This window comes from Enterobacter cloacae complex sp. P16RS2, from assembly GCF_014982155.1.
GTDB classification, from domain to species: domain Bacteria; phylum Pseudomonadota; class Gammaproteobacteria; order Enterobacterales; family Enterobacteriaceae; genus Enterobacter; species Enterobacter cloacae_M.
In genome coordinates this window covers 13,392-34,526 of record NZ_JADCKW010000007.1, presented here as the reverse complement: position 1 = coordinate 34,526, position 21,135 = coordinate 13,392, and the positions used below count along the sequence as shown (strand labels likewise).

The 21,135-nt window shown below is 58.6% G+C and carries 22 protein-coding genes and 1 riboswitch; of the genes, 10 read left to right on the top strand and 12 right to left on the bottom strand.

The features are described from left to right. Nucleotide 1 precedes the first annotated feature (1 nt). Genes cecR through INF68_RS03230 form a run of 5 tightly spaced genes read left to right on the top strand, consistent with a single transcriptional unit; the run spans nucleotide 2 to nucleotide 5,642 of the window. Nucleotides 2-679 carry a transcriptional regulator CecR gene (gene cecR / locus INF68_RS03250; protein ID WP_109846309.1) on the top strand — a complete coding sequence of 226 codons (678 nt, stop codon included), beginning with the start codon at nucleotides 2-4 and terminating at the stop codon, nucleotides 677-679. After that, nucleotides 676-1,671, top strand: coding sequence for a secretion protein HlyD (gene hlyD, locus INF68_RS03245; RefSeq protein ID WP_109846308.1), 996 nt, complete (start codon nucleotides 676-678; stop codon nucleotides 1,669-1,671). The genes cecR and hlyD overlap by 4 nt, the downstream gene beginning before the upstream one ends. Continuing rightward, nucleotides 1,664-3,403 (top strand): ATP-binding cassette domain-containing protein, encoded by a 1,740-nt coding sequence (locus tag INF68_RS03240; RefSeq protein ID WP_126787457.1) that lies wholly within the window; start codon nucleotides 1,664-1,666, stop codon nucleotides 3,401-3,403. The genes hlyD and INF68_RS03240 overlap by 8 nt, the downstream gene beginning before the upstream one ends. After that, nucleotides 3,393-4,526, top strand: coding sequence for an ABC transporter permease (locus INF68_RS03235; protein WP_109846306.1), 1,134 nt, complete (start codon nucleotides 3,393-3,395; stop codon nucleotides 4,524-4,526). The genes INF68_RS03240 and INF68_RS03235 overlap by 11 nt, the downstream gene beginning before the upstream one ends. Before the next feature lie 9 nt (nucleotides 4,527-4,535). Then, nucleotides 4,536-5,642, top strand: coding sequence for an ABC transporter permease (locus INF68_RS03230; protein ID WP_109846305.1), 1,107 nt, complete (start codon nucleotides 4,536-4,538; stop codon nucleotides 5,640-5,642). On the opposite strand, the gene INF68_RS03225 is transcribed toward INF68_RS03230, so the two are convergent. Then, nucleotides 5,604-6,014, bottom strand: a complete 411-nt coding sequence (locus tag INF68_RS03225; RefSeq protein ID WP_014883088.1) for a YbhQ family protein — start codon at nucleotides 6,012-6,014, stop codon at nucleotides 5,604-5,606. The two genes, INF68_RS03230 and INF68_RS03225, sit on opposite strands and share 39 nt — an antisense overlap. 133 nt (nucleotides 6,015-6,147) lie before the next feature. On the opposite strand from INF68_RS03225, the gene INF68_RS03220 reads away from it, so the two are divergent. The 3 genes from INF68_RS03220 to INF68_RS03210 are packed head-to-tail and all read left to right on the top strand — an operon-like array spanning nucleotide 6,148 to nucleotide 9,106. Then, the gene (locus INF68_RS03220; protein ID WP_023334979.1) at nucleotides 6,148-6,909 is read left to right on the top strand and encodes an endonuclease/exonuclease/phosphatase family protein; all 762 of its coding nucleotides are present in this window, start codon (nucleotides 6,148-6,150) and stop codon (nucleotides 6,907-6,909) included. After that, on the top strand, nucleotides 6,906-8,144 hold the full coding sequence (clsB, locus tag INF68_RS03215; protein ID WP_126787456.1) for a cardiolipin synthase ClsB: 1,239 nt from the start codon (nucleotides 6,906-6,908) through the stop codon (nucleotides 8,142-8,144). Before INF68_RS03220 ends, clsB begins: the two co-directional genes overlap by 4 nt. Continuing rightward, nucleotides 8,144-9,106 (top strand): YbhN family protein, encoded by a 963-nt coding sequence (locus INF68_RS03210; RefSeq protein WP_023310857.1) that lies wholly within the window; start codon nucleotides 8,144-8,146, stop codon nucleotides 9,104-9,106. Before clsB ends, INF68_RS03210 begins: the two co-directional genes overlap by 1 nt. A gap of 105 nt (nucleotides 9,107-9,211) precedes the next feature. Here the strand turns inward: INF68_RS03210 and INF68_RS03205 are convergent, their stop codons facing one another. From INF68_RS03205 to moaA, 6 genes are all read right to left on the bottom strand, one after another. Continuing rightward, entirely contained in the window at nucleotides 9,212-9,919 is a 708-nt protein-coding gene (locus INF68_RS03205; protein WP_109846303.1) for a Bax inhibitor-1/YccA family protein, read from the bottom strand. A 64-nt stretch (nucleotides 9,920-9,983) separates the two neighbouring features. After that, the gene (gene moaE / locus INF68_RS03200; protein WP_029742165.1) at nucleotides 9,984-10,436 is read right to left on the bottom strand and encodes a molybdopterin synthase catalytic subunit MoaE; all 453 of its coding nucleotides are present in this window, start codon (nucleotides 10,434-10,436) and stop codon (nucleotides 9,984-9,986) included. A 1-nt stretch (nucleotide 10,437) separates the two neighbouring features. Further along, on the bottom strand, nucleotides 10,438-10,683 hold the full coding sequence (gene moaD / locus INF68_RS03195) for a molybdopterin synthase sulfur carrier subunit (protein WP_025757247.1): 246 nt from the start codon (nucleotides 10,681-10,683) through the stop codon (nucleotides 10,438-10,440). Continuing rightward, entirely contained in the window at nucleotides 10,676-11,161 is a 486-nt protein-coding gene (gene moaC / locus INF68_RS03190) for a cyclic pyranopterin monophosphate synthase MoaC (protein WP_109846302.1), read from the bottom strand. Before moaC ends, moaD begins: the two co-directional genes overlap by 8 nt. Nucleotides 11,162-11,164: 3 nt before the next feature. Next, the gene (gene moaB, locus INF68_RS03185; RefSeq protein WP_047648328.1) at nucleotides 11,165-11,677 is read right to left on the bottom strand and encodes a molybdenum cofactor biosynthesis protein B; all 513 of its coding nucleotides are present in this window, start codon (nucleotides 11,675-11,677) and stop codon (nucleotides 11,165-11,167) included. Between the two features lie 24 nt (nucleotides 11,678-11,701). Then, complete coding sequence (moaA, locus tag INF68_RS03180) at nucleotides 11,702-12,691, bottom strand: GTP 3',8-cyclase MoaA (protein ID WP_126787455.1); 990 nt, start codon at nucleotides 12,689-12,691, stop codon at nucleotides 11,702-11,704. Then, nucleotides 12,679-12,812: riboswitch (molybdenum cofactor riboswitch) on the bottom strand. (Overlaps the previous gene by 13 nt.) A gap of 225 nt (nucleotides 12,813-13,037) precedes the next feature. Between moaA and yvcK the strand changes: the two genes are divergently transcribed. Beyond that, the gene (gene yvcK, locus INF68_RS03175) at nucleotides 13,038-13,946 is read left to right on the top strand and encodes a uridine diphosphate-N-acetylglucosamine-binding protein YvcK (protein WP_023310851.1); all 909 of its coding nucleotides are present in this window, start codon (nucleotides 13,038-13,040) and stop codon (nucleotides 13,944-13,946) included. Between the two features lie 72 nt (nucleotides 13,947-14,018). Here the strand turns inward: yvcK and uvrB are convergent, their stop codons facing one another. Then, nucleotides 14,019-16,034 carry an excinuclease ABC subunit UvrB gene (gene uvrB / locus INF68_RS03170; RefSeq protein WP_109846300.1) on the bottom strand — a complete coding sequence of 672 codons (2,016 nt, stop codon included), beginning with the start codon at nucleotides 16,032-16,034 and terminating at the stop codon, nucleotides 14,019-14,021. Nucleotides 16,035-16,786: 752 nt separating this feature from the next. Here uvrB and INF68_RS03165 point away from each other — a divergent pair. Beyond that, nucleotides 16,787-17,509, top strand: coding sequence for an ABC transporter ATP-binding protein (locus INF68_RS03165; protein ID WP_126787454.1), 723 nt, complete (start codon nucleotides 16,787-16,789; stop codon nucleotides 17,507-17,509). Here INF68_RS03165 and bioD read toward each other — a convergent pair. Genes bioD through bioB form a run of 4 tightly spaced genes read right to left on the bottom strand, consistent with a single transcriptional unit; the run spans nucleotide 17,472 to nucleotide 21,099 of the window. Continuing rightward, a complete protein-coding gene (gene bioD, locus INF68_RS03160) occupies nucleotides 17,472-18,173 on the bottom strand; it encodes a dethiobiotin synthase (protein ID WP_185874214.1) in 702 nt (233 codons plus the stop codon). The genes INF68_RS03165 and bioD overlap by 38 nt on opposite strands. After that, nucleotides 18,166-18,921, bottom strand: coding sequence for a malonyl-ACP O-methyltransferase BioC (bioC, locus tag INF68_RS03155; protein ID WP_126787452.1), 756 nt, complete (start codon nucleotides 18,919-18,921; stop codon nucleotides 18,166-18,168). Before bioC ends, bioD begins: the two co-directional genes overlap by 8 nt. Beyond that, nucleotides 18,905-20,062: an 8-amino-7-oxononanoate synthase gene (gene bioF / locus INF68_RS03150; RefSeq protein ID WP_126787451.1), complete on the bottom strand. Its 1,158-nt coding sequence runs from the start codon at nucleotides 20,060-20,062 to the stop codon at nucleotides 18,905-18,907. The genes bioC and bioF overlap by 17 nt, the downstream gene beginning before the upstream one ends. Then, nucleotides 20,059-21,099 carry a biotin synthase BioB gene (bioB, locus tag INF68_RS03145; RefSeq protein WP_033144975.1) on the bottom strand — a complete coding sequence of 347 codons (1,041 nt, stop codon included), beginning with the start codon at nucleotides 21,097-21,099 and terminating at the stop codon, nucleotides 20,059-20,061. Before bioB ends, bioF begins: the two co-directional genes overlap by 4 nt. Nucleotides 21,100-21,135 lie beyond the last annotated feature (36 nt).

The window sequence follows — 21,135 nt, the reverse complement described above, 5'->3', positions numbered from 1 at the left end:
CATGAATACGACACCCACAACAACCAAAGGTGAACAGGCCAAAAATCAGCTTATCGCCGCCGCGCTGGCGCAGTTTGGTGAGTACGGGCTGCATGCGACCACGCGCGATATTGCCGCGCTGGCCGGGCAGAACATTGCGGCTATTACCTACTATTTTGGCTCAAAAGAGGATTTATACCTCGCCTGCGCCGAGTGGATCGCCGATTTTATCGGCACGCAGTTTCACCCGCACGTTGAGGAAGCCACCGCGCTGCTCGGCCAGCCGTCGCCCGATCGCGCCGCCGTTCGCCAGCTTATTCTCAACGCCTGCCACGATATGATCCGCCTGCTGACGCACGACGATACGCTCAACCTGAGCAAGTTTATCTCCCGGGAGCAGCTCTCCCCGACAGTCGCCTACCAGCGGGTACACGATCGGGTGATTGAGCCAATGCACTCGTACCTGACCCGGCTGATCGCCGCCTATACCGGTCGGGACGCCAGTGATACCGAGACAGTTTTGCATACCCACGCCCTGCTGGGTGAAATTCTTGCCTTCCGTCTGGGCAGGGAAACCATCCTGTTACGCACCGGCTGGACACAATTTGATGAGGATAAAGCCGCGCAGATTGGCCAGGTCATCGCCTGTCACGTCGATCTGATCCTGCAAGGCTTAACGCAAAGGAGCCTGAAGTCATGAAAAAACCTGTCGCCATCATTCTGGTGGTTGTTGTTTTGTTTGCCGCCGGAGTCGGTGGATGGCTGTGGTATCAGAGCCATCAGGATAAAGGCCTGACGCTGTACGGTAACGTGGATATTCGTACGGTGAACATGAGCTTCCGCGTAGGCGGACGTCTCGCCTCGCTGAACGTGGACGAAGGCGATGCCATTAAAAGCGGGCAGACGCTGGGGATGCTGGATAAAGCGCCCTATGAAAATGCGCTGCTGCAGGCCAAAGCGGGCGTGTCCGTCGCCCAGGCGCAGTATGACCTGATGCTGGCAGGGTATCGCGACGAAGAGATTGCCCAGGCCGCCGCCGCCGTTAAGCAGGCGCAAGCCGCCTATGACTACGCGCAGAACTTCTACGCGCGCCAGCAGGGGTTGTGGAAAAGCCGCACCATTTCCGCTAACGATCTGGAAAATGCGCGCTCGTCCCGCGACCAGGCGCAGGCCACGCTGAAGTCCGCGCAGGATAAATTAAGCCAGTACCACACCGGTAACCGCCCCCAGGATATCGCCCAGGCGAAAGCCAGCCTTGAACAGGCGCAGGCGCAGCTGGCTCAGGCAGAGCTTGATCTGCACGACACCACCTTAATCGCGCCGTCTGACGGCACGCTGATGACCCGCGCCGTGGAGCCGGGCAGCATGCTCAGCGCCGGCAGCACCGTCTTAACGCTCTCCCTGACCCGCCCGGTCTGGGTACGCGCCTACGTTGATGAGCCAAACCTCGGCCAGATGCAGCCGGGCCGCGAGCTGCTGCTCTATACCGACGGCCGCCCGGACAAGCCTTATCACGGCAAGGTGGGCTTTGTCTCCCCTACCGCCGAATTCACGCCGAAAACCGTTGAAACACCGGACCTGCGTACCGACCTCGTGTATCGCCTGCGCATCATCGTCACCGATGCGGACGACGCGCTGCGTCAGGGCATGCCCGTCACCGTAAAAGTAGACAACGGGGAACGACATGAATGACGCGGTTATTCAGCTCAACAATCTGGTCAAACGCTTCGCGGGAATGGACAAACCGGCCGTCGCGCCGCTGAACTGCACCATTCAGAAAGGCTATGTGACCGGGCTGGTCGGTCCGGACGGCGCGGGGAAAACTACCCTGATGCGGATGCTGGCGGGGCTGCTGAAGCCGGATGAAGGAAGCGCCAGCGTGCTTGGTCTTGACCCGATCGAGGACGACGGCGCGCTTCACGCCATGCTCGGCTATATGCCGCAGAAGTTTGGCCTGTATGAAGACCTGACGGTGATGGAAAACCTGAACCTGTACGCCGACCTGCGCAGCGTCACCGGCGAAACGCGGCAGAAAACCTTCGCGCGCCTGCTGGAGTTTACCTCCCTCGGCCCGTTCACCGATCGGCTGGCGGGCAAGCTCTCCGGCGGGATGAAGCAGAAGCTAGGGCTGGCCTGCACGCTGGTCGGCGAGCCGAAAGTGCTGCTGCTGGACGAGCCCGGCGTCGGCGTAGACCCGATTTCGCGCCGTGAACTGTGGCAGATGGTGCACGAGCTGGCGGGCGACGGAATGCTGATCCTCTGGAGCACCTCCTACCTCGACGAAGCGGAACAGTGTCGGGACGTGCTGCTGATGAACGAAGGCGAACTGCTTTATCAGGGCGAGCCGACGACGCTGACGCAGAGCATGGCCGGGCGCAGCTTCCTGTTGCACAGCCCGCAGGAGTCCAACCGCAGGCTGCTGCAGCGGGTGCTCAGGCTGCCGCAGGTCAGCGACGGGATGATCCAGGGCCGCTCGGTGCGCATTATTCTCAAAAAAGAGGCCACCGCCGACGAGATTCGCCGAGCGCCCGGCATGCCTGAGATCGAGATGGAAGAGACCGCGCCGCGCTTTGAGGACGCGTTTATCGACCTGCTGGGCGGCGCGGGTACGTCAGAGTCGCCGCTTGCCGCCATTCTGCACACGGTGGAAGGCACGCCGGGCGAGACGGTGATTGAAGCCAAATCCCTCACCAAAAAGTTCGGGGATTTCGCCGCCACCGATAACGTCAATTTCGCGGTTAAACGCGGGGAGATTTTTGGCCTGCTCGGGCCGAACGGCGCGGGAAAATCGACCACCTTTAAGATGATGTGCGGCCTGCTGGTGCCGACGTCCGGCAAGGCGCTGGTGCTGAATATGGACCTGAAGGTCAGCTCCGGCAAGGCGCGCCAGCATCTCGGGTATATGGCGCAGAAGTTTTCGCTGTATGGCAACCTGACGGTCGAGCAGAATCTGCGCTTTTTCTCCGGCGTGTACGGCCTGCGCGGGCGCGCGCAGAACGAGAAAATCCGCCGCATGAGCGACGCCTTCGCCTTAACCAACATTGCCTCCCACGCCACCGACGAGCTGCCGCTCGGCTTTAAGCAGCGGCTGGCGCTGGCCTGCTCGCTGATGCACGAGCCGGATATTCTGTTTCTTGATGAGCCGACTTCAGGCGTTGACCCCATTACCCGCCGCGAGTTCTGGCTGCACATCAACAGCATGGTGGAAAAAGGGGTGACCGTGATGGTGACCACCCACTTCATGGACGAGGCGGAGTACTGCGACCGCATCGGGCTGGTGTATCGCGGCAAGCTGATTGCCCACGGCACCCCGGACGACCTGAAAAACCAGGCCGCCGATGATGAAGTTCCGGACCCGACCATGGAGCAGGCGTTTATCACCCTCATCCACGACTGGGATAGGGAGAATGCCCATGAGCAGTAATGCCATTTCCTGGCGAAGGGTGCGCGCGCTGTGCATTAAAGAGACGCGGCAGATCGTGCGTGACCCCAGCAGCTGGCTGATTGCGGTGGTGATCCCCCTGCTGCTGCTGTTTATCTTTGGCTACGGCATTAACCTGGACTCCAGCAAGCTGCGGGTCGGGATTTTGCTGGAGCAGCAGAGTGAAGATGCGCTGGACTTTACTCACGCCATGACCGGATCGCCCTACATTGACGCCACCATCAGCGATAACAGGCAGGAGTTGATTCAGAAAATGCAGGCCGGGAAAATTCGCGGTCTGATCGTCATTCCGGTGGATTTCGCCGCCAATATGGCGCGGGCGAATGCCGATGCGCCGATCCAGGTGATTACCGACGGCAGCGAGCCGAACACCGCCAACTTCGTGCAGGGCTACGCGGAGGGAATCTGGCAGCTCTGGCAGATGCAGCGCGCGGAAGATCGGGGTGAAGAATTTAAACCGCTCATCGACGTGCAGACGCGCTACTGGTTTAACCCCGCCGCCATCAGTCAGCACTTTATTATTCCGGGCGCGGTGACGATTATCATGACGGTGATTGGCGCGATCCTGACCTCGCTGGTGATCGCCCGCGAGTGGGAGCGCGGGACCATGGAGGCACTGCTTTCTACCGAAGTGACGCGGGTCGAGCTACTGCTGTGTAAGCTCATCCCCTACTATTTCCTCGGCATGCTGGCGATGCTGCTCTGCATGCTTGTCTCGGTCTTTATCCTCGGCGTGCCGTATCGCGGCTCGCTGGTGGTGCTGTTTTTTATCACCAGCCTGTTTTTACTCAGCACGCTGGGCATGGGGCTGCTCATCTCCACCATCACTCGCAACCAGTTCAACGCCGCGCAGGTGGCCCTCAACGCCGCCTTTTTACCGTCGATTATGCTGTCCGGGTTTATCTTCCAGATAGACAGTATGCCTGCGGTGATCCGCGCCGTGACCTATGTTATTCCGGCGCGCTACTTTGTGAGCACGCTGCAAAGCCTGTTCCTGGCGGGGAATATTCCGGTGGTGCTGATCGTCAACACGCTGTTTTTAATGGCGTCAGCATTGATGTTTATTGGGTTGACGTGGATGAAAACCAAACGGCGGTTAGATTAAGGAGCGAACATGTTTCACCGATTATGGACGTTGATACGCAAAGAGCTGCAATCCCTGCTGCGCGAGCCGCAAACCCGCGCCATTCTGGTCTTACCGGTGCTGATCCAGGTTTTACTGTTCCCGTTTGCCGCCACCCTTGAGGTGACCAACGCCACCATTGCCATTTACAACGAAGATAACGGCAAACATTCCGTCGAGCTGACGCAGCGCTTTGCCCGTGCAAAAGCTTTTACCCACATCCTGCTGCTGAAAAGCCCGCAGGAGATCCAGCCCACCATTGACACGCAAAAAGCGCTGCTGCTGGTGCGGTTCCCGGCGGATTTCTCCCGCAATCTGGATACCTTCCAGACCGCGCCGATGCAGCTGATCCTCGACGGGCGTAACTCCAACAGCGCCCAGATCGCGGCCAACTACCTGCAACAGGTGGTCAAGGATTACCAGCAGGAGCTGATGGCGGGCAAACCGAAGCCCAACAACAGCGAGCTGGTGGTGCGTAACTGGTACAACCCGAATCTGGACTACAAGTGGTTCGTGGTACCGTCGCTGATCGCCATGATCACCACTATCGGGGTGATGATCGTGACTTCCCTGTCCGTCGCCCGCGAGCGTGAACAGGGCACGCTGGACCAGCTGCTGGTCTCCCCGCTCGCCACCTGGCAAATTTTCGTCGGCAAAGCGGTCCCGGCGCTGATCGTCGCGACGTTCCAGGCCACCATCGTGCTGGGAGTGGGGATTTGGGCCTATCAGATCCCGTTCGCCGGTTCGCTGGCACTGTTTTACTTCACTATGGTGATTTACGGGCTGTCGCTGGTGGGGTTTGGACTGCTGATCTCGGCGCTCTGCTCGACGCAACAGCAGGCTTTTATCGGGGTGTTCGTCTTTATGATGCCCGCAATTTTGCTCTCGGGTTATGTTTCGCCCGTCGAGAACATGCCGGTGTGGCTACAGGATCTGACATGGGTAAACCCGATTCGTCACTTTACGGACATCACCAAGCAAATCTATCTGAAGGATGCGAGTCTGGATATTGTCTGGGGAAGTTTGTGGCCGCTACTGGTCATAGCGGCCACGACGGGCTCAGTGGCGTACGCGATGTTTAGACGCAACATTGCGTAGCTTTTTCTCTTTGGTCAGCAGCGAGACCACCGCAGGCCCTGCGAGGATAGCCAGACCGGCCAGGGCCAGCAGCAGGTTGTTTTGCAGCACGCGCGACAGCAGCCAAAGCACGATCATCGCCGCGCCAAAATACCAGGTGGTGGTGAGCTCTTCGAGCACATCACCCACCTCGCGCCAGCGCGCTTCATGGTGGCGCTGTAAAAACAGCATCGACAGCACGGTGACGCCATAAAGGACGCATAGCCCCAGGCCAACACGCACCAGCGTGCCGCTCATCCAGCCCATCACCAGTACGGCCACGACCAGTAAATGCAACATTATCTGCCAGCAACTCAGGCCAGTTGCGACACGAACACGTTGTTGCCACTTCATGGCTTCTCTCCTGAAGGATTTTTCTCTGCTTAATCAGACTACCGCACTTTACGGAAAATTCCGTAACGCCGCATCTTTTTGTGACGACGACTACACTTTATTTTCATTGGGATAGTCACTCAGGAAGGAGCTTATGACTCAAAAAATGCAGCATTTCTCGCTTAAGGTGCTGACGATAAACATTCATAAGGGCTTCACAGCATTTAATCGCCGCTTCATTTTACCGGAGCTGCGCGACGCGGTACGCACCGTCAGCGCGGATATTGTCTGCCTGCAGGAGGTGATGGGCGCACACGAAGTGCATCCGCTCCACTTTGAGAACTGGCCCGACACGCCGCACTATGAATTTCTGGCCGACACCATGTGGAGTGATTACGCCTACGGCCGCAACGCGGTCTATCCGGAAGGACATCACGGAAACGCGGTACTGTCCCGTTACCCCATTGAACATTATGAAAACCGCGACGTTTCCGTCGGGGAAAGCGAAAAACGCGGCCTGCTTTACTGCCGCATTACGCCGCCAGACCTCGAGCGACCTGTCCATGTCGGCTGTGTTCATCTGGGCCTTCGCGAAGCCCATCGTCAGGCACAGCTGAAAATGCTGGCCGAATGGGCCAACGCCCTTCCCGAAGGTGAACCGGTAGTGGTGGCGGGCGATTTCAACGACTGGCGACAGCGGGCAAACCATCCGTTGAAAGTGGATGCCGGGCTGGAAGAGATTTTTACTCGCGCCAACGGCAGGCCTGCGCGCACCTTCCCGGTCCGTTTCCCGCTGCTTCGGCTTGACCGCATCTACGTGAAAAATGCCCACGCAAGCAGCCCGACCGCCCTGGCGCTCCTTAACTGGCGGCATCTTTCCGACCATGCCCCGCTCAGCGCGGAGATCCACCTATGAAATGTTCCTGGCAGGAAGGCAACCGAATCACGCTTCTGGTCAATGGGGACGAGTATTATCCGGCCGTGTTTAAAGCGATTGACCATGCACAGCAGAAGGTGATCCTCGAAACCTTTATCTGGTTCGAAGACGACGTCGGCAAGCAGCTGCATAGCGTGCTGCTGCGCGCCGCCCGGCGCGGCGTCAAAATTGAAGTATTGCTTGATGGCTATGGCTCGCCGGATCTCAGCGATGCGTTTGTGAATGAGTTGACCTCCGCGGGCGTGGTGTTCCGCTACTACGATCCCGGCCCTCGCCTGTTCGGCATGCGTACCAATCTTTTCCGCCGGATGCACCGCAAAATTGTGGTGGTGGATGAGACGGTGGCGTTTGTCGGCGGCATTAACTACTCCGCTGAGCATATGTCCGACTACGGCCCGGAGGCGAAGCAGGACTACGCCATTCGCATTGAAGGCCCCGTGGTGCAGGACATTTTGCTCTTTGAGCTGGAGAACCTGCCGGGTAAAGAGGCCGTTCGCCGCTGGTGGAGACGCCGCCATCGCCCGGAAGAGAACCGGAAGCCCGGCGAAGCGCAGGCCCTTTTCGTCTGGCGGGATAACGGCGAGCACCGGGACGACATTGAACGTCATTATCTCAAGATGCTCGCCAACGCGAAGCGCGAAGTGATTATTGCTAACGCCTACTTTTTCCCGGGCTATCGTCTGCTGCACGCCATGCGCAATGCGGCCCGACGCGGGGTACGCGTGAAGCTAATTGTGCAGGGCGAGCCGGATATGCCGATTGTCAAAGTGGGCGCACGCCTGCTGTATAACTATCTGGTGAAGGGCGGCGTACAGATCTACGAATATCGCCGCCGGCCGCTGCACGGCAAAGTGGCGCTGATGGACGATCACTGGGCCACCGTGGGTTCGAGTAATCTCGATCCGCTGAGCCTGTCGCTGAATCTCGAAGCCAACCTGATCATTCACGACCGCCAGTTTAATCAGACTCTGCGGGATAACCTGCAGGCGTTGATCGTTAACGACTGCGTGCGCGTGGATGAGTCCATGGTCCCTAAACGTACCTGGTGGAACCTGGGCATCAGCGTGGTGGTGTTCCACTTTCTGCGCCATTTCCCGGCGATGGTCGGCTGGCTGCCGGCGCATACGCCGAAGCTAGCGCAGGTGGATCCGCCGGTACAACCCGAAATGGAAACCCAGGACCGTATTGAAGCGGAAGACGGAGGCAAACCCTGATGTCGAAATCGCATCCGCGCTGGCGGCTGGCAAAAAAGATCCTGACCTGGCTGTTTTTTATTGCGGTCGCGGTTCTGCTGGTGGTCTACGCGCAGAAAGTTGACTGGGAGGAGGTGTGGAAAGTCATCCGCAACTATAACCGGATGGTGCTGCTGGGCGCTGTGGGGCTGGTTATTGTCAGCTACCTGATGTACGGCTGCTATGACCTGCTGGGCCGCGCCTACTGCGGCCACAAGCTGGCCAAACGTCAGGTGATGCTGGTGTCGTTTATCTGCTACGCCTTTAACCTGACGCTGAGCACCTGGGTCGGCGGCATTGGCATGCGCTATCGCCTTTACTCGCGGCTCGGCCTGCCGGGCGGGACCATCACGCGCATTTTCTCGTTAAGCATCACCACCAACTGGCTGGGCTATATTCTGCTCGGCGGCGTGATCTTCACTATCGGCGTGGTGCAGCTACCCGCGCACTGGTATATCGATGAGGCCACGCTGCGCATTCTGGGCATCGTACTGCTGCTCATCATCGCCGTGTATCTATGGGCCTGCGCCTTTGCTAAACGCCGCCATATGACCATCAAGGGGCAAAAGCTGGTATTGCCCTCATGGAAGTTTGCAGTGCTGCAAATGGCCGTCTCCAGCGCCAACTGGATGGCGATGGGGGCCATTATCTGGCTGCTGATTGGCGAGGACGTGAATTACTTCTTCGTGCTGGGCGTGCTGCTGGTGAGCAGCATTGCGGGCGTAATTGTGCATATCCCGGCGGGGATCGGCGTGCTGGAGGCGGTCTTTATCGCGTTGCTGGCCGGGGAGCATGTCTCTCAGGGAACGATTATCGCCGCCCTGCTGGCGTACCGCATGCTGTATTACTTCCTGCCGCTGGCGCTGGCAACGGTATGTTATCTGGTGCTGGAGAGTCGGGCGAAAAAGCTGAGAGCGAAGAACGAGAAGGCGTTAGCGAAATAAAAGCAAAACGGCAATCTTGTTGCCGTTTTTAGTGTTTGTTCCCTCTCCCGTGGGAGAGGGTCAGGGTGAGGGCACCAGACCGCACCGCCACCCGGCAAAACAACCTTAGCGACGATTGCCTAAAATCCGCAGCAGCATCAGGAACAGGTTGATGAAGTCCAGATACAGCGTCAGCGCGCCCAGAATCGCGTATTTGCGCAGGTGTGAACTGTCGCGTACGTCGATCTGCTCGCCGATGTTTTTCAGTTTCTGGGTGTCATACGCCGTCAACCCAACGAAGATCACCACCCCGATGTAGGTCACGGCCCACATCAGCGCGTCGCTCTTCAGCCACAGGTTCACCAGTGACGCCAGCACAATCCCAATCAGCCCCATAAACAGCATGCTGCCGAAGCCGCTCAGATCGCGCTTCGTGGTGTAACCGTAGAGACTCATCGCACCGAACATCCCGCCGGTGACCACAAACGTGCTGGCGATGGAGGAGTAGGTGTAGACGATGAAAATGCTGGAAAGCGTCAGCCCCGTTAGCGCCGAATAGAGCATAAACAGCGTGGTTGCCATTCCGGCACTGAGCTTTTGCACCAGACCAGAAAGCACAAATACCAGCGCCAGCTGCGCGATAATCAGCCCAAAGAAGGTAATTTTGCTGGAGAAGATAAACATCATCAGTTCAGGCGTGTTCGCCGCATACCACGCGATAAACGCGGTAAGCAGCAGGCCAACCGTCATCCAGCCGTACACCTGAGCCATATACGTCTGCAGGCCGCTACGGGTCTGCTGTACTATTGAATCGGAACGCGGAAATCGGTCCATGATTCACTCCTGATTAAGATTAAGTAGACACACAAGTTAAGATTAACACATCCACGTAAACCGACTACCAACGGCTGGCGGCTTGTTTATCGCTGTCGCGAGATTCTACCCAGCGGTCACCTTCCGGTGTGGCTTCGCGCTTCCAGAACGGCGCTTTGGTTTTGAGGTAATCCATAATGAACTCCCCTGCCGCAAACGCGCTGCTGCGGTGCGCGCTGGTCACCCCGACGAAGACAATCTCTTCGCCAGGCCACATCTCGCCGATGCGATGAATAACCGTGACGCGGCCAAGCGGCCAGCGGCCCCGTGCCTCGTCAACAATCTCCGCCAGCGATTTCTCGGTCATCCCCGGATAGTGCTCCAGCGTCAGCGCCTTCACGCTGTCACCGAGATTGTGGTTGCGCACTTTGCCGGTGAAGGTGACGACCGCGCCGTCTTCATCGCGTTCCGCCAGCCAGCTGTATTCGGTCCCCACGTTAAAACGCTCGGGACTCACCAGAATTCGGGTTTCAGCCATCTTAGCCCCCCGTAACCGGCGGGAAGAAGGCCACTTCATCTCCTGCCTTCAGCGGATGGGTGAACTCCACCAGCGTCTGGTTAACGGCGGCCAGCAGCTTGCCTTCGTCCAGCGCCAGCGCCCAGCGGTCGCTTTGTGCCGCCAGATGCGCGCGCAGGGCCGCAACGTTTTCGAAGGACGCGTCCAGCGTCAGGCTGTCGGTATTCACCAGCTCGCGCACCTGCGCAAAAAAGAGCACCTTAATCATGGCTGTCCACCTTAAAATCACCGGATTTGCCGCCGCTTTTTGCCAGCAGGCGAACCGGGCCAATCACCATATCTTTCTGCACCGCTTTGCACATGTCGTAGATGGTCAGCGCGGCAACTGAGGCCGCCGTCAGCGCCTCCATCTCCACGCCGGTTTTGCCGGTTAAGCGGCAAAGTGACTCAATGCGCACGCGATTATGCTCCGGCTGTGCCTGCAGGTTCACTTCCACCTTGCTCAGCATCAGCGGATGGCACAGCGGAATGAGATCCCAGGTCCGTTTGGCGGCCTGAATACCGGCGATGCGGGCGGTGGCAAAGACGTCGCCCTTGTGATGGCTGCCGTCGATAATCATCGCCAGGGTCTCCGGCAGCATGGTGACGAACGCTTCCGCGCGCGCCTCGCGCATCGTTTCCGCTTTGGCCGAGACGTCCACCATATGCGCTTCGCCGGCGGCGTTAATGTGGGTCAGTTGTGACATAGCTTATTTCTTTAAATGGGGATGGAAATTACACGGACGGGTACGGGCGTCCAGCTGCGGGGCAATGATGTTTTCCCACGCGGTGCGGCAGGCTTTGGTCGAGCCCGGCATAGCGAAAATCAGGGTTTTGTTCGCCACCCCGGCAACGGCGCGCGACTGGAGCGTGGAGGTACCAATCTCTTCAAAGGAGAGCATGCGGAACACTTCGCCGAAGCCTTCTACCTCGCGGTCGAAAAGCGGGATCAGAGCTTCGGGGGCCTGATCGCCTGTGGTAAAGCCGGTGCCGCCGGTAATCAGCACCACCTGTACTTCATCACTCGCAATCCACTGCGAAACCTGAGCGCGAATGGCGTAGCGGTTCTCCTTCACGATCGCTTTATCGACGATGTGATGCCCCGCGTCATGGGCTGCCTCGCGCAGCCAGTGGCCGGAGGTATCATCCTCTTCGCCCCGGCGGTCGGAAACGGTAAGGATAGCAATGCGTGTCGGGATAAATTCTGCGCTTACCTGACTCATCTTCTGATTCCTTCTTAAGCCTGATTACCCGCCGATATAAGACAGGTTCTGAGTAATACCGGTATTGCCCTGATGCAGGAAGTGGGTCTGTTTTTTATGCGTCAGCGCGTCAGAAATGCGTGCTTCAAGCGCGCCCTGCTGCGCATCATCTTCCAGCAGATCGCGAAGGTCCACGCCGCCGTCGCCGAACAGGCAAAGATGGAGCTTGCCAACGGAGGAGACGCGCAGGCGGTTGCAGCTGGCGCAGAAGTCTTTCTCATAGGGCATGATAAGCCCAATCTCACCCTCATAATCCGGGTGACAGAAGACCTGCGCCGGGCCGTCGCTGCGCTGGCGGATCTGGTGGATCCAGCCGCGTTTCAGCAGCTCGTCGCGCAGCACCATGCCGGAGATGTGATGGCGACGGAACAGTTCGCTGCCCTCGCCGGTTTCCATCAGCTCGATAAAACGCAGCTGAATGGGGCGGGATTGGATCCACGCCAGGAAGGTGTCCAGCTGATGGTGGTTCACATCACGCATCAGTACCGTGTTGACTTTGACTTTTTCGAAGCCCGCCGTGAACGCGGCGTCGATGCCGTCCATGACCAGCTGAAATTTATCCTGGCCGGTAATGGAGTGGAACTGACGGGCGTCAAGGGTATCGACGCTGACGTTGATCGCCGTCAGCCCCGCATCGCGCCAGTTCGCCACGTCACGCGCCATGCGGTAACCGTTGGTGGTCACGGCAATCTGGCGGATGCGTTCGTTTTCACGCACGGCGGCAATGATGTCGGGGAAATCGCGGCGCAGAGAGGGTTCGCCGCCGGTCAGACGCACTTTTTCGGTGCCGAGCTCAGAGAAGGCGCGCGTGACGCGGCGCACTTCATCCACGGAGAGAAAGCCGTTATTGGTGACACTGCCCGGTTTGTAGCCATCGGGCAGGCAGTAGGTGCAACGGAAGTTGCACACATCGGTAATCGACAGACGTAAGTAATAAAACTTACGCGCGAAAGCATCAGTAAGTTGTGAAGCCATGTACACCTTTCCAGATCGGGAGGCACAGTCATTTCTTTCTGTACCCTGGTGGCAAATTCGCCACGGCCAGAGCGCCATATCTTTCGACACAGGCACAAGGGCTAGAGTGTATGTTTTCAATTTTGAAAACGTGGTTAGGGCGATAGTAGCGCGGAAATTCTGACGACGCCATTATCGCTTCACGCTATATAATTATCTATATAGCGAATCGATCCTGCATTTTCGCTACAGAATACCTAAAAACCGCATTTTCACATTGATATACGTCATTTTGCATCGGGTGAGGCATCGTCTTTTAGGGGTAGTTAGGTTACTGTTACGCGATCGAACGTGATAAGGAATACGTATGCGCAATCGCACTTTTGCGGATCTTGACCGAGTGGTCGCTCTTGGCGGAGGACACGGCTTAGGCCGGGTTATGTCCTCTTTATCGTCACTCGGCTCAAGGCTGACAGGGATAGTAACTACCACCGACAACGGCGGCTCAACCGGGCGCATTCGACGTGCCGAAGGCGGCATTGCCTGGGGAGACATGCGCAACTGCCTGAACCAGTTAATTACCGAGCCGAGCGTCGCGTCGGCGATGTTTGAGTACCGTTTTGGCGGTAATGGCGAACTTTCCGGACATAACCTCGGAAATTTGATGTTAAAGGCGCTCGATCACCTGAGCGTAAGGCCTCTGGAAGCCATTAATTTAATCCGTAATCTGCTCAAAGTGGACGCATTCCTGATCCCCATGTCAGAACAACCGGTAGACTTGATGGCCATCGACGCTGAAGGGCATGAAGTTTACGGCGAGGTGAATATTGACCAGCTCATTCTGCCACCCACGGAGTTAATGACCTATCCGAGCGTGCCCGCCACGCGAGAAGCGGTGGAGGCCATCGGGGAAGCGGATCTTATCCTGATCGGTCCAGGCAGTTTTTATACCAGCCTGATGCCAATTCTACTGGTGAAAGAGCTGGCGCAGGCGCTGCGCCGCACCCCTGCCCCGATGGTTTACATCGGTAACCTGGGACGTGAACTTAGTCCGGCGGCGGCGAGCCTGTCGCTGGCAGATAAACTTGAATTAATGGAGCAGTACGTCGGTAAAAAAATTATCGACGGCGTCGTGGTCGGGCCGAAGGTGGATGTGTCGGGTATTGGCGACCGCGTGGTGGTGCAGGAGCCGCTGGAAGCGAGTGACATTAAGTATCGCCATGACCGTCACCTGCTGCGCGAGGCGCTGGAGAAGGCGATTCAGGCGCTGGGTTAGGTTCGTTTTGTGCGGCCTGATGCCCTCACCCCGGCCCTCTCCCACAGGGAGAGGGAGAAAACAACGCTTTACTCACGATGCCGCAATGAAAAGATCCCGCAGTTGATGAAGCTGGTCGCGGATCTGCGCCGCCTCTTCGAACTCAAGGTTCTGCGCGTGCTGCATCATCTGCCCTTCCAGCTCGTGGATTTTCTGCTGCAGCGCTTTCGGCGTCAGCACGACGGTATCTTCTTCCACCACTGAACGCGCCTTGCCGCGGCCTTTCGCTTTGGTTTTGGCGATGTTCTGACCCAGCGCCAGAATATCCACGACCTTCTTGTTCAGCCCCTGCGGCGTGATGCCGTGCTCTTCGTTGTAGCGCTGCTGTTTCTCGCGGCGGCGCTCCGTTTCGCCAATCGCTTTCGCCATCGACGGGGTGATTTTGTCACCGTACAGAATCGCTTTCCCGTTGACGTTACGCGCGGCGCGGCCAATGGTCTGGATCAGCGAACGCTCGGAACGCAGGAAACCCTCTTTGTCCGCATCCAGAATCGCCACCAGCGAGACTTCCGGCATATCCAGACCTTCTCGCAGCAGGTTGATCCCCACCAGCACGTCAAACTCACCCAGACGCAGATCGCGGATAATCTCCATGCGCTCCACGGTGTCGATATCCGAATGCAGATAGCGCACCTTCTCGCCGTGCTCTTCGAGATACTCGGTGAGGTCTTCCGCCATACGCTTGGTGAGCGTGGTCACCAGCACGCGCTCGTTGATGGCGGAACGGGCGCGAATTTCAGAGAGCAGATCGTCCACCTGCGTAGCCACCGGACGCACCTCGATAATCGGGTCGAGCAGGCCCGTTGGACGCACAACCTGATCGACAACGTCTTCACCGGATTTCTCCAGCTCGTAGTTGCCCGGCGTGGCCGAGACGTAAATGGTTTGCGGCGCTAATGCCTCAAATTCTTCAAACTTCATCGGACGGTTATCCAGCGCCGACGGCAGGCGGAAGCCGTACTCCACCAGCGTCTCTTTACGCGCCCGGTCACCGCGGTACATCCCGCCGATCTGCGGGATCGTGACGTGGGATTCGTCGATCACCAGCAAACCGTCTGCCGGCAGGTAATCAAACAGCGTCGGCGGCGGCTCGCCCGGCCCGCGCCCGGAGAGGAAGCGCGAGTAGTTTTCAATGCCGGAGCAGTAGCCCAGCTCGTTCATCATCTCAAGGTCAAACTGGGTACGCTGGCTCAGGCGCTGCTCTTCCAGCAGCTTATTGTTCGCCAGCAGCACCTTACGGCGCTCGGCCAGCTCCACTTTGATCTCTTCCATCGCCTGCACGATACGCTCGCGCGGCGTCACGTAGTGCGTTTTCGGGTAGATGGTGAAGCGCTGGATCACTGATTCAATGTGTCCGGTCAGCGGGTCGAAGAGCGACAGGCGTTCAACCTCTTCGTCAAACAGCTCGACGCGCAGCGCCATATCGTCCGATTCCGCCGGGAAGATGTCGATCACCTCACCGCGTACGCGGAAGGTGCCGCGCTGGAACGCCTGATCGTTACGGGCATACTGCAGCTCCGCCAGACGGCGAACGATCGCGCGCTGGTCGATGATCATCCCCTGCGTCAGGTGCAGCATCATCTTGAGATAGAGATCGGGATCGCCCAGACCGTAGATCGCGGAAACCGACGCGACGACGACCACATCGCGACGCTCCAGAAGCGCCTTCGTGGCCGACAGACGCATCTGCTCGATGTGTTCGTTCACCGAGGCATCCTTCTCGATGAAGGTGTCAGAGCTCGGTACGTAGGCTTCAGGCTGGTAGTAATCGTAGTAGGAGACGAAATACTCCACCGCGTTTTCCGGGAAGAACTCTTTCATCTCGCCGTAAAGCTGCGCGGCCAGGGTTTTGTTGGGTGCCAGCACCATCGTTGGGCGCTGGAGATCCGCAATCACGTTGGCGATGGTGAACGTTTTACCCGAGCCGGTTACCCCCAGCAGCGTCTGGTGCGCCAGCCCGTCTTCCAGCCCCTCTTCCAGACGACGGATCGCCTCAGGCTGATCGCCAGATGGACGGAAAGCAGAATTCAATTTGAACGGTTTACTCATGGGCGACAACCTGATGACGTTATAAGCGGCAGGTGAGTAATTTTACTCGTTGTTGCCAGGAATGCCAGTAAAAAACACTGGATGAAAAACCAGTAGCATGTCAGGATATTTAGCATAGCGCCTGAATGATTAGCGCGATAGCGGCCAAAATTTGGACTGTGACAATATAAAACACCAGTCAGGTCAGGTTATCCCCAGAACTTTTTCTTTTTTAACATTTGTCAAGCCAGGTAATGATAGTTTTGTGGCAACGGGTGACACTTTAATGACGGGAATTGCTTTTATCTAAGCAATTAAATAATAAACGATATTTTCTAAAGCCGCGTTTCGCGCCAATTTGGGCGTAAGCCGCGTCTTCTCTCGCTTATCGCGTGTTTTCTAACTCTAATGCACATGGTTATCCACAGGAATAGTGGATAACTGCTTCCAGCCCATGCAGACTGGCGCTCGGCAAATTCCCGGTTTTTCCCACGAGACGGCAGTAAAAAATTTTTATAGCTATTTTTTGATGATTAACAGTTGCGTCATTCATAACCAACCGATGGGATCTTGCTCACATTTTCATCATTTCGGGTTCTGCACCACAACTCACCACCTCCAGCACCGTCGATGTGCAATTCCCTTTTTTCACAGCCCCTATCTGGTGACTTATTCCTAAAAAAGCCGTTTTTTTGAGCACTTTTCGGTTTCTGGCAGGGGTTTTGCAGATTCAAACATGAGCCTCACCTACACACATTTTTAAGGAGAAAAAGATGTTGAGTCTGCGTGCTGTGAATCAGTTTTACGGAAGCCAACATACGCTATGGAACGTGAATTTGGATTTTCCGCAAGGGATGTGTACAGGCGTCGTTGGCCTGCCGGGGATGGGGAAAACCACCCTCATGAATTGCATCGCCGGGAGAGTGCCCGTTGAAAGCGGCAGCATCATCTGGCACGAGGCGGGCGCGCCGCCGCGCGACTTGCTTAACCTGCCGCCAGAACAGCGCTCAGGACCGGGGATAGGCTATGTCCCTCAGGACAGGCGGATCTTCTCCCAGTTAACGATTGAGGAGAATCTGCATATCGCCATGCGGGCGATGGGGAAACCCAAGCCGGAGGCGAAAAGTGACGTTTACGACCTGTTTCCGGCGCTCTACACATTGCGACAGACCCGTGCGAACACGCTCTCTCCGGACGACCAGTACCAGCTGGCGCTGGCTAATGCGCTGGTGAACCGTCCGCACCTGCTGATCCTCGATGAGCCCCTGCACGGCGCAGGACACAGCTTCGCCCAGAAGCTGGGGCAGCTGCTGGTGCGCTTAAACCGGGAGTTAGGTATGACGGTGCTGCTAGCTGAGCAGCAGCTGTCGTTTATACGCCGGGTTGCGGACCGTTTCTGCATGCTCTATCGCGGGCGTAACGTGGCGCAGGGCCACGTTAACGAGCTGGATGACGAGCTTATCGCGCACTGGATGTCGCGGGAAGCAAGACGCTGAGATCGAGATAACGCCCGGTGTCGGCATTTTCCACGCCGTCAGCAAGCCAGGGAATTTCCCCGAGGCACGGGGCGGGAAGTACGCGCCTGAGCGTCGCCAGATACTCCTGGTGTCGTTTCCCCGGCGCAACCACGTCGTTGGCTATCCAGCCCGCCAGCGTCAGCCCGGCGTGCTGTACGGCCTGCGCGGTCAACATGGCGTGATTGATGCAGCCCAGCCTGACGCCGACGACCAGAATGACGGGAAGCTGCTCGGCCTGCACCCAGTCAGCAAACGTCTGCGCGTCCGAAAGCGGCGTAAACCAGCCGCCTGCACCTTCCACCAGCACCCAGTCGGCCTGGCTTTCCAGCGCCCGTAACCCGGCTGACAGCACGGTGAAATCAATCGGACGACCTTCGTCAGCGCTGATGATGTGCGGCGAGGTCGGCTCGGCAAAGGTGTACGGATTCACCGCTGAATAGGCAAGCTCACGCGTGCTGTTACGCTGGAGCGCCAGCGCGTCGGTATTGCGTAACCCTTCCGCCGTCATCTCGCTGCCGGAAGCAACCGGCTTATATCCGGCGGTGTTTTTCCCAAGCTTTCGCGCCGCCTGCAGCAGCGCCGAGCTGGCCACCGTTTTTCCCACTTCCGTATCCGTTCCGGTGACAAAATAACGTTCACTCACGTTCGATAATCCCATGAAAAAGTTGATAAGAGAGCGGGAAATGTCCCCGCTGCTGCGGCCAGGCCAGCTCCAGACGCTGCAGCTGTCCCCGGGTCAGCGGTTTTTTCTCCCGCCCGGCGTGCAGGTGCGTGGCCCCGATGCCCTTCAGCGAGCGCATCGCGCTCAACGCATTCCTAAAATTGAGGGTGATGGTCTGCACCGTGCTGCGATAGCGCCAGCCTGCCAGCGCCTGCGTCACCTGCTCTTGCGATAAAAAGCGGTTAGCGTGCGGCTGCTCATCCACCGCTTTCCACGCCTGGTTCAGCTCCGGCAGCGAACTTTCCAGCAGGGTGGTAAAGGCCACCTTCCCGCCCGGTCGCGCCACGCGATAAAGCTCGCGTAAGGCCTGCGGCAGGCTGCTGCACCACTGAACCGCCAGATGACTCCAGACCAGATCGAACTGCGCATCCGCCAGCGGGATCGCCTCGATATCGGCCAGCAGATAGCGATCCGCTGCCTGCCGCTGACTCGCCTCGTCGAGCATCTGCTCTGAGAGGTCGATAGCCGTGACCTGGCTTCCCGTCCCGCGCCAGTAGCGGCTGTTGCTGCCGGGACCACAGCCGGCGTCCAGCACCTGCGGAAAGCGGTTGTCGCCAAGCGCGACCAGAAGCCCCTGCGCGCTCTGACGCTGCAGCTCATCGTGCTGCGAATAGCTCTGCGCGGCCCGGCCAAATGCCGCCGCGACGGCCTGCTTATTCACCGGCGTCATGGAGCGCCTCCAGCAGCGTCTGGATATCCCGAGCGTCATGCGCCGCCGTCAGGGTTAAACGCAGCCGCGCGGTACCCGGCGGGACCGTTGGCGGGCGAATGGCTGTAACCCACATGCCTCGCTCGCGCAGCGCCTGTGCCAGCGCCAGCGCGCGGCCGTTTTCGCCGACAATCACCGGCTGGATGGCGCTTTGCGAATCGGGGCTGTGGAAGGGCAGCGCCGCTAGCCCCTTGCGGAAGCGGGAGATATGCTCTGCCAGCCGCTGGCGACGTTCATCCCCTTCTGCGCTGCGGATCACCGCCAGCGACGCAGACAGCGCCACGGCCTGCGCCGGAGGCATGCTGGTGCTGTAGATCAGGTGCCGGGCAAACTGCAGCAGATAGTCGGCGACGGACTCGCTGCACAGCACGGCGGCGCCGCTGACGCCAAAGCCTTTGCCGAAGGTGACAATCAGCAGCTCCGGCTTTACGTTTTGCTGATGCGCGCTGCCGCGACCTTCGCCACCCATTACGCCAATGCCGTGGGCATCGTCAACCAGCAGCCAGGCGTTTTGCCGTTTTGCGGCCTCGTGCAGCGCGGCAAGCGGCGCGCTGTCGCCGTCCATGCTGAACACCCCTTCGGTGACCGCCAGCTGCTGTCCGTCGCAGGGTTTATCCAGCAGCGCGGCGAGTTGCCCCGCATCGTTATGGGCAAAACGGCGCAGCTGCGCCGGGCTTAAATTTGCCGCCTCCAGCAGCGAGGCGTGGCTCAGGCGGTCGGCGACAATCCGGTCCTCTTTTCCCATCAGGGCGGTAATGACCGCCTGGTTGGCGGCAAAGCCGGAGATAAACAGCAGCGCGCGCGGGTAGCCGAGCCAGTCGGCAAGCGCCTCTTCCAGCGCCTGATGCGCGGTGGTGTAGCCGCTAACGTGTCCCGAGCCGCCGCTGCCCACGCCAAACCGCTCCGCACCCTGCTGCCAGGCGCGGATGATGGACGGATGCTGGCTCAGCCCGAGATAGTCGTTGCTGGAGAAATTACAAAACTGCCTCCCCTCGCGGGTAAGAAAACGGCCCGCGCCGTTTTCCACCACCCTGCGAACGCGAAACGCCTCTGCCGCCCGGCGTTCGTCCAGCGCGGTATTAATGCGTGCCTGCCAGGTCATACGGCTGCCGCGTTGTAGAACTGGTCGGTGTCGGCGTTGAAAATCTGCTGCTCCAGCTGCTGCTGTTGCTCGTTATCGCCCGTCAGCACCTCGGTCTGATGCGGGTTAAGCCCCAGCTTGCGGAACAGCTGAACGTCTTTGTCCTCTTCCGGGTTCGGCGTGGTCAGCAGCTTGCAGCCGTAGAAGATGGAGTTGGCTCCGGCCATAAAGCACATCGCCTGGGTCTGCTCGTTCATCTGCTCGCGACCGGCTGAGAGGCGCACGAAAGAGGTCGGCATCATGATGCGCGCCACCGCGATGGTGCGAATAAAATCAAACGCATCCACGTCGTCGTTATCCGCCAGCGGCGTTCCCTTAACCTTTACCAGCATGTTGATCGGCACGCTTTCCGGCGGGGTCGGCAGGTTTGCCAGCTGCAGCAGCAGGCCCGCGCGGTCTTTCACCGTTTCGCCTAAGCCGACAATACCGCCCGAGCAGACCTTGATCCCCGCGTCGCGCACTTTATCCAGCGTGTCCAGACGCTCCTGATAGGTCCGTGTGGTGATGATGTTGCCGTAAAATTCCGGCGAGGTGTCGAGGTTATGGTTGTAGTAATCCAGCCCTGCGGCGGAGAGGCGCTGCGCCTGCTCCTCGTTCAGCGTGCCGAGCGTCATACAGGCTTCGAGGCCCATCTCCTTCACGCCCTTCACCATCTGCTCCAGATACGGCATGTCGCGGTCGTGCGGGTTTTTCCACGCCGCGCCCATGCAGAAGCGGGTCGAGCCGGCGTTTTTCGCCTTGCGGGCGGAGTCGAGCACCTGCTCCACTTCCATCAGCCGTTCGGACTCCAGGCCGGTTTTGTAGCGCGCGCTCTGCGGGCAATATTTGCAGTCTTCAGGACAGGCACCGGTTTTGATCGACAGCAGCGTGCTGACCTGAACATGGCGCGGATCGAAGTGCTGACGATGCACCTGTTGGGCTTCGAACATCAGCTCAAGGAAAGGTTTGTTGAATAATTCAGTGACTTGCGACATCGTCCAGCGTGCGTGGTGAGCCATCGGGCTTCTCCAAAGGGTTTTGTTAATTTTCGGTTC

Bases quoted from the DNA above. Each gene is read 5' to 3' on its own strand.
- INF68_RS03210 (WP_023310857.1), top strand. From the start codon at position 8,144: ATGTCGAAATCGCATCCGCGCTGGCGGCTGGCAAAAAAGATCCTGACC.
- moaA (WP_126787455.1), bottom strand. From the start codon at position 12,691: ATGGCTTCACAACTTACTGATGCTTTCGCGCGTAAGTTTTATTACTTA.
- cecR (WP_109846309.1), top strand. From the start codon at position 2: ATGAATACGACACCCACAACAACCAAAGGTGAACAGGCCAAAAATCAG.
- yvcK (WP_023310851.1), top strand. From the start codon at position 13,038: ATGCGCAATCGCACTTTTGCGGATCTTGACCGAGTGGTCGCTCTTGGC.
- INF68_RS03235 (WP_109846306.1), top strand. From the start codon at position 3,393: ATGAGCAGTAATGCCATTTCCTGGCGAAGGGTGCGCGCGCTGTGCATT.
- moaE (WP_029742165.1), bottom strand. From the start codon at position 10,436: ATGGCTGAAACCCGAATTCTGGTGAGTCCCGAGCGTTTTAACGTGGGG.
- INF68_RS03225 (WP_014883088.1), bottom strand. From the start codon at position 6,014: ATGAAGTGGCAACAACGTGTTCGTGTCGCAACTGGCCTGAGTTGCTGG.
- moaD (WP_025757247.1), bottom strand. From the start codon at position 10,683: ATGATTAAGGTGCTCTTTTTTGCGCAGGTGCGCGAGCTGGTGAATACC.
- clsB (WP_126787456.1), top strand. From the start codon at position 6,906: ATGAAATGTTCCTGGCAGGAAGGCAACCGAATCACGCTTCTGGTCAAT.
- hlyD (WP_109846308.1), top strand. From the start codon at position 676: ATGAAAAAACCTGTCGCCATCATTCTGGTGGTTGTTGTTTTGTTTGCC.
- uvrB (WP_109846300.1), bottom strand. From the start codon at position 16,034: ATGAGTAAACCGTTCAAATTGAATTCTGCTTTCCGTCCATCTGGCGAT.
- moaC (WP_109846302.1), bottom strand. From the start codon at position 11,161: ATGTCACAACTGACCCACATTAACGCCGCCGGCGAAGCGCATATGGTG.
- INF68_RS03205 (WP_109846303.1), bottom strand. From the start codon at position 9,919: ATGGACCGATTTCCGCGTTCCGATTCAATAGTACAGCAGACCCGTAGC.
- bioB (WP_033144975.1), bottom strand. From the start codon at position 21,099: ATGGCTCACCACGCACGCTGGACGATGTCGCAAGTCACTGAATTATTC.
- INF68_RS03165 (WP_126787454.1), top strand. From the start codon at position 16,787: ATGTTGAGTCTGCGTGCTGTGAATCAGTTTTACGGAAGCCAACATACG.
- INF68_RS03240 (WP_126787457.1), top strand. From the start codon at position 1,664: ATGAATGACGCGGTTATTCAGCTCAACAATCTGGTCAAACGCTTCGCG.
- INF68_RS03220 (WP_023334979.1), top strand. From the start codon at position 6,148: ATGACTCAAAAAATGCAGCATTTCTCGCTTAAGGTGCTGACGATAAAC.
- bioC (WP_126787452.1), bottom strand. From the start codon at position 18,921: ATGACGCCGGTGAATAAGCAGGCCGTCGCGGCGGCATTTGGCCGGGCC.
- moaB (WP_047648328.1), bottom strand. From the start codon at position 11,677: ATGAGTCAGGTAAGCGCAGAATTTATCCCGACACGCATTGCTATCCTT.
- bioF (WP_126787451.1), bottom strand. From the start codon at position 20,062: ATGACCTGGCAGGCACGCATTAATACCGCGCTGGACGAACGCCGGGCG.
- INF68_RS03230 (WP_109846305.1), top strand. From the start codon at position 4,536: ATGTTTCACCGATTATGGACGTTGATACGCAAAGAGCTGCAATCCCTG.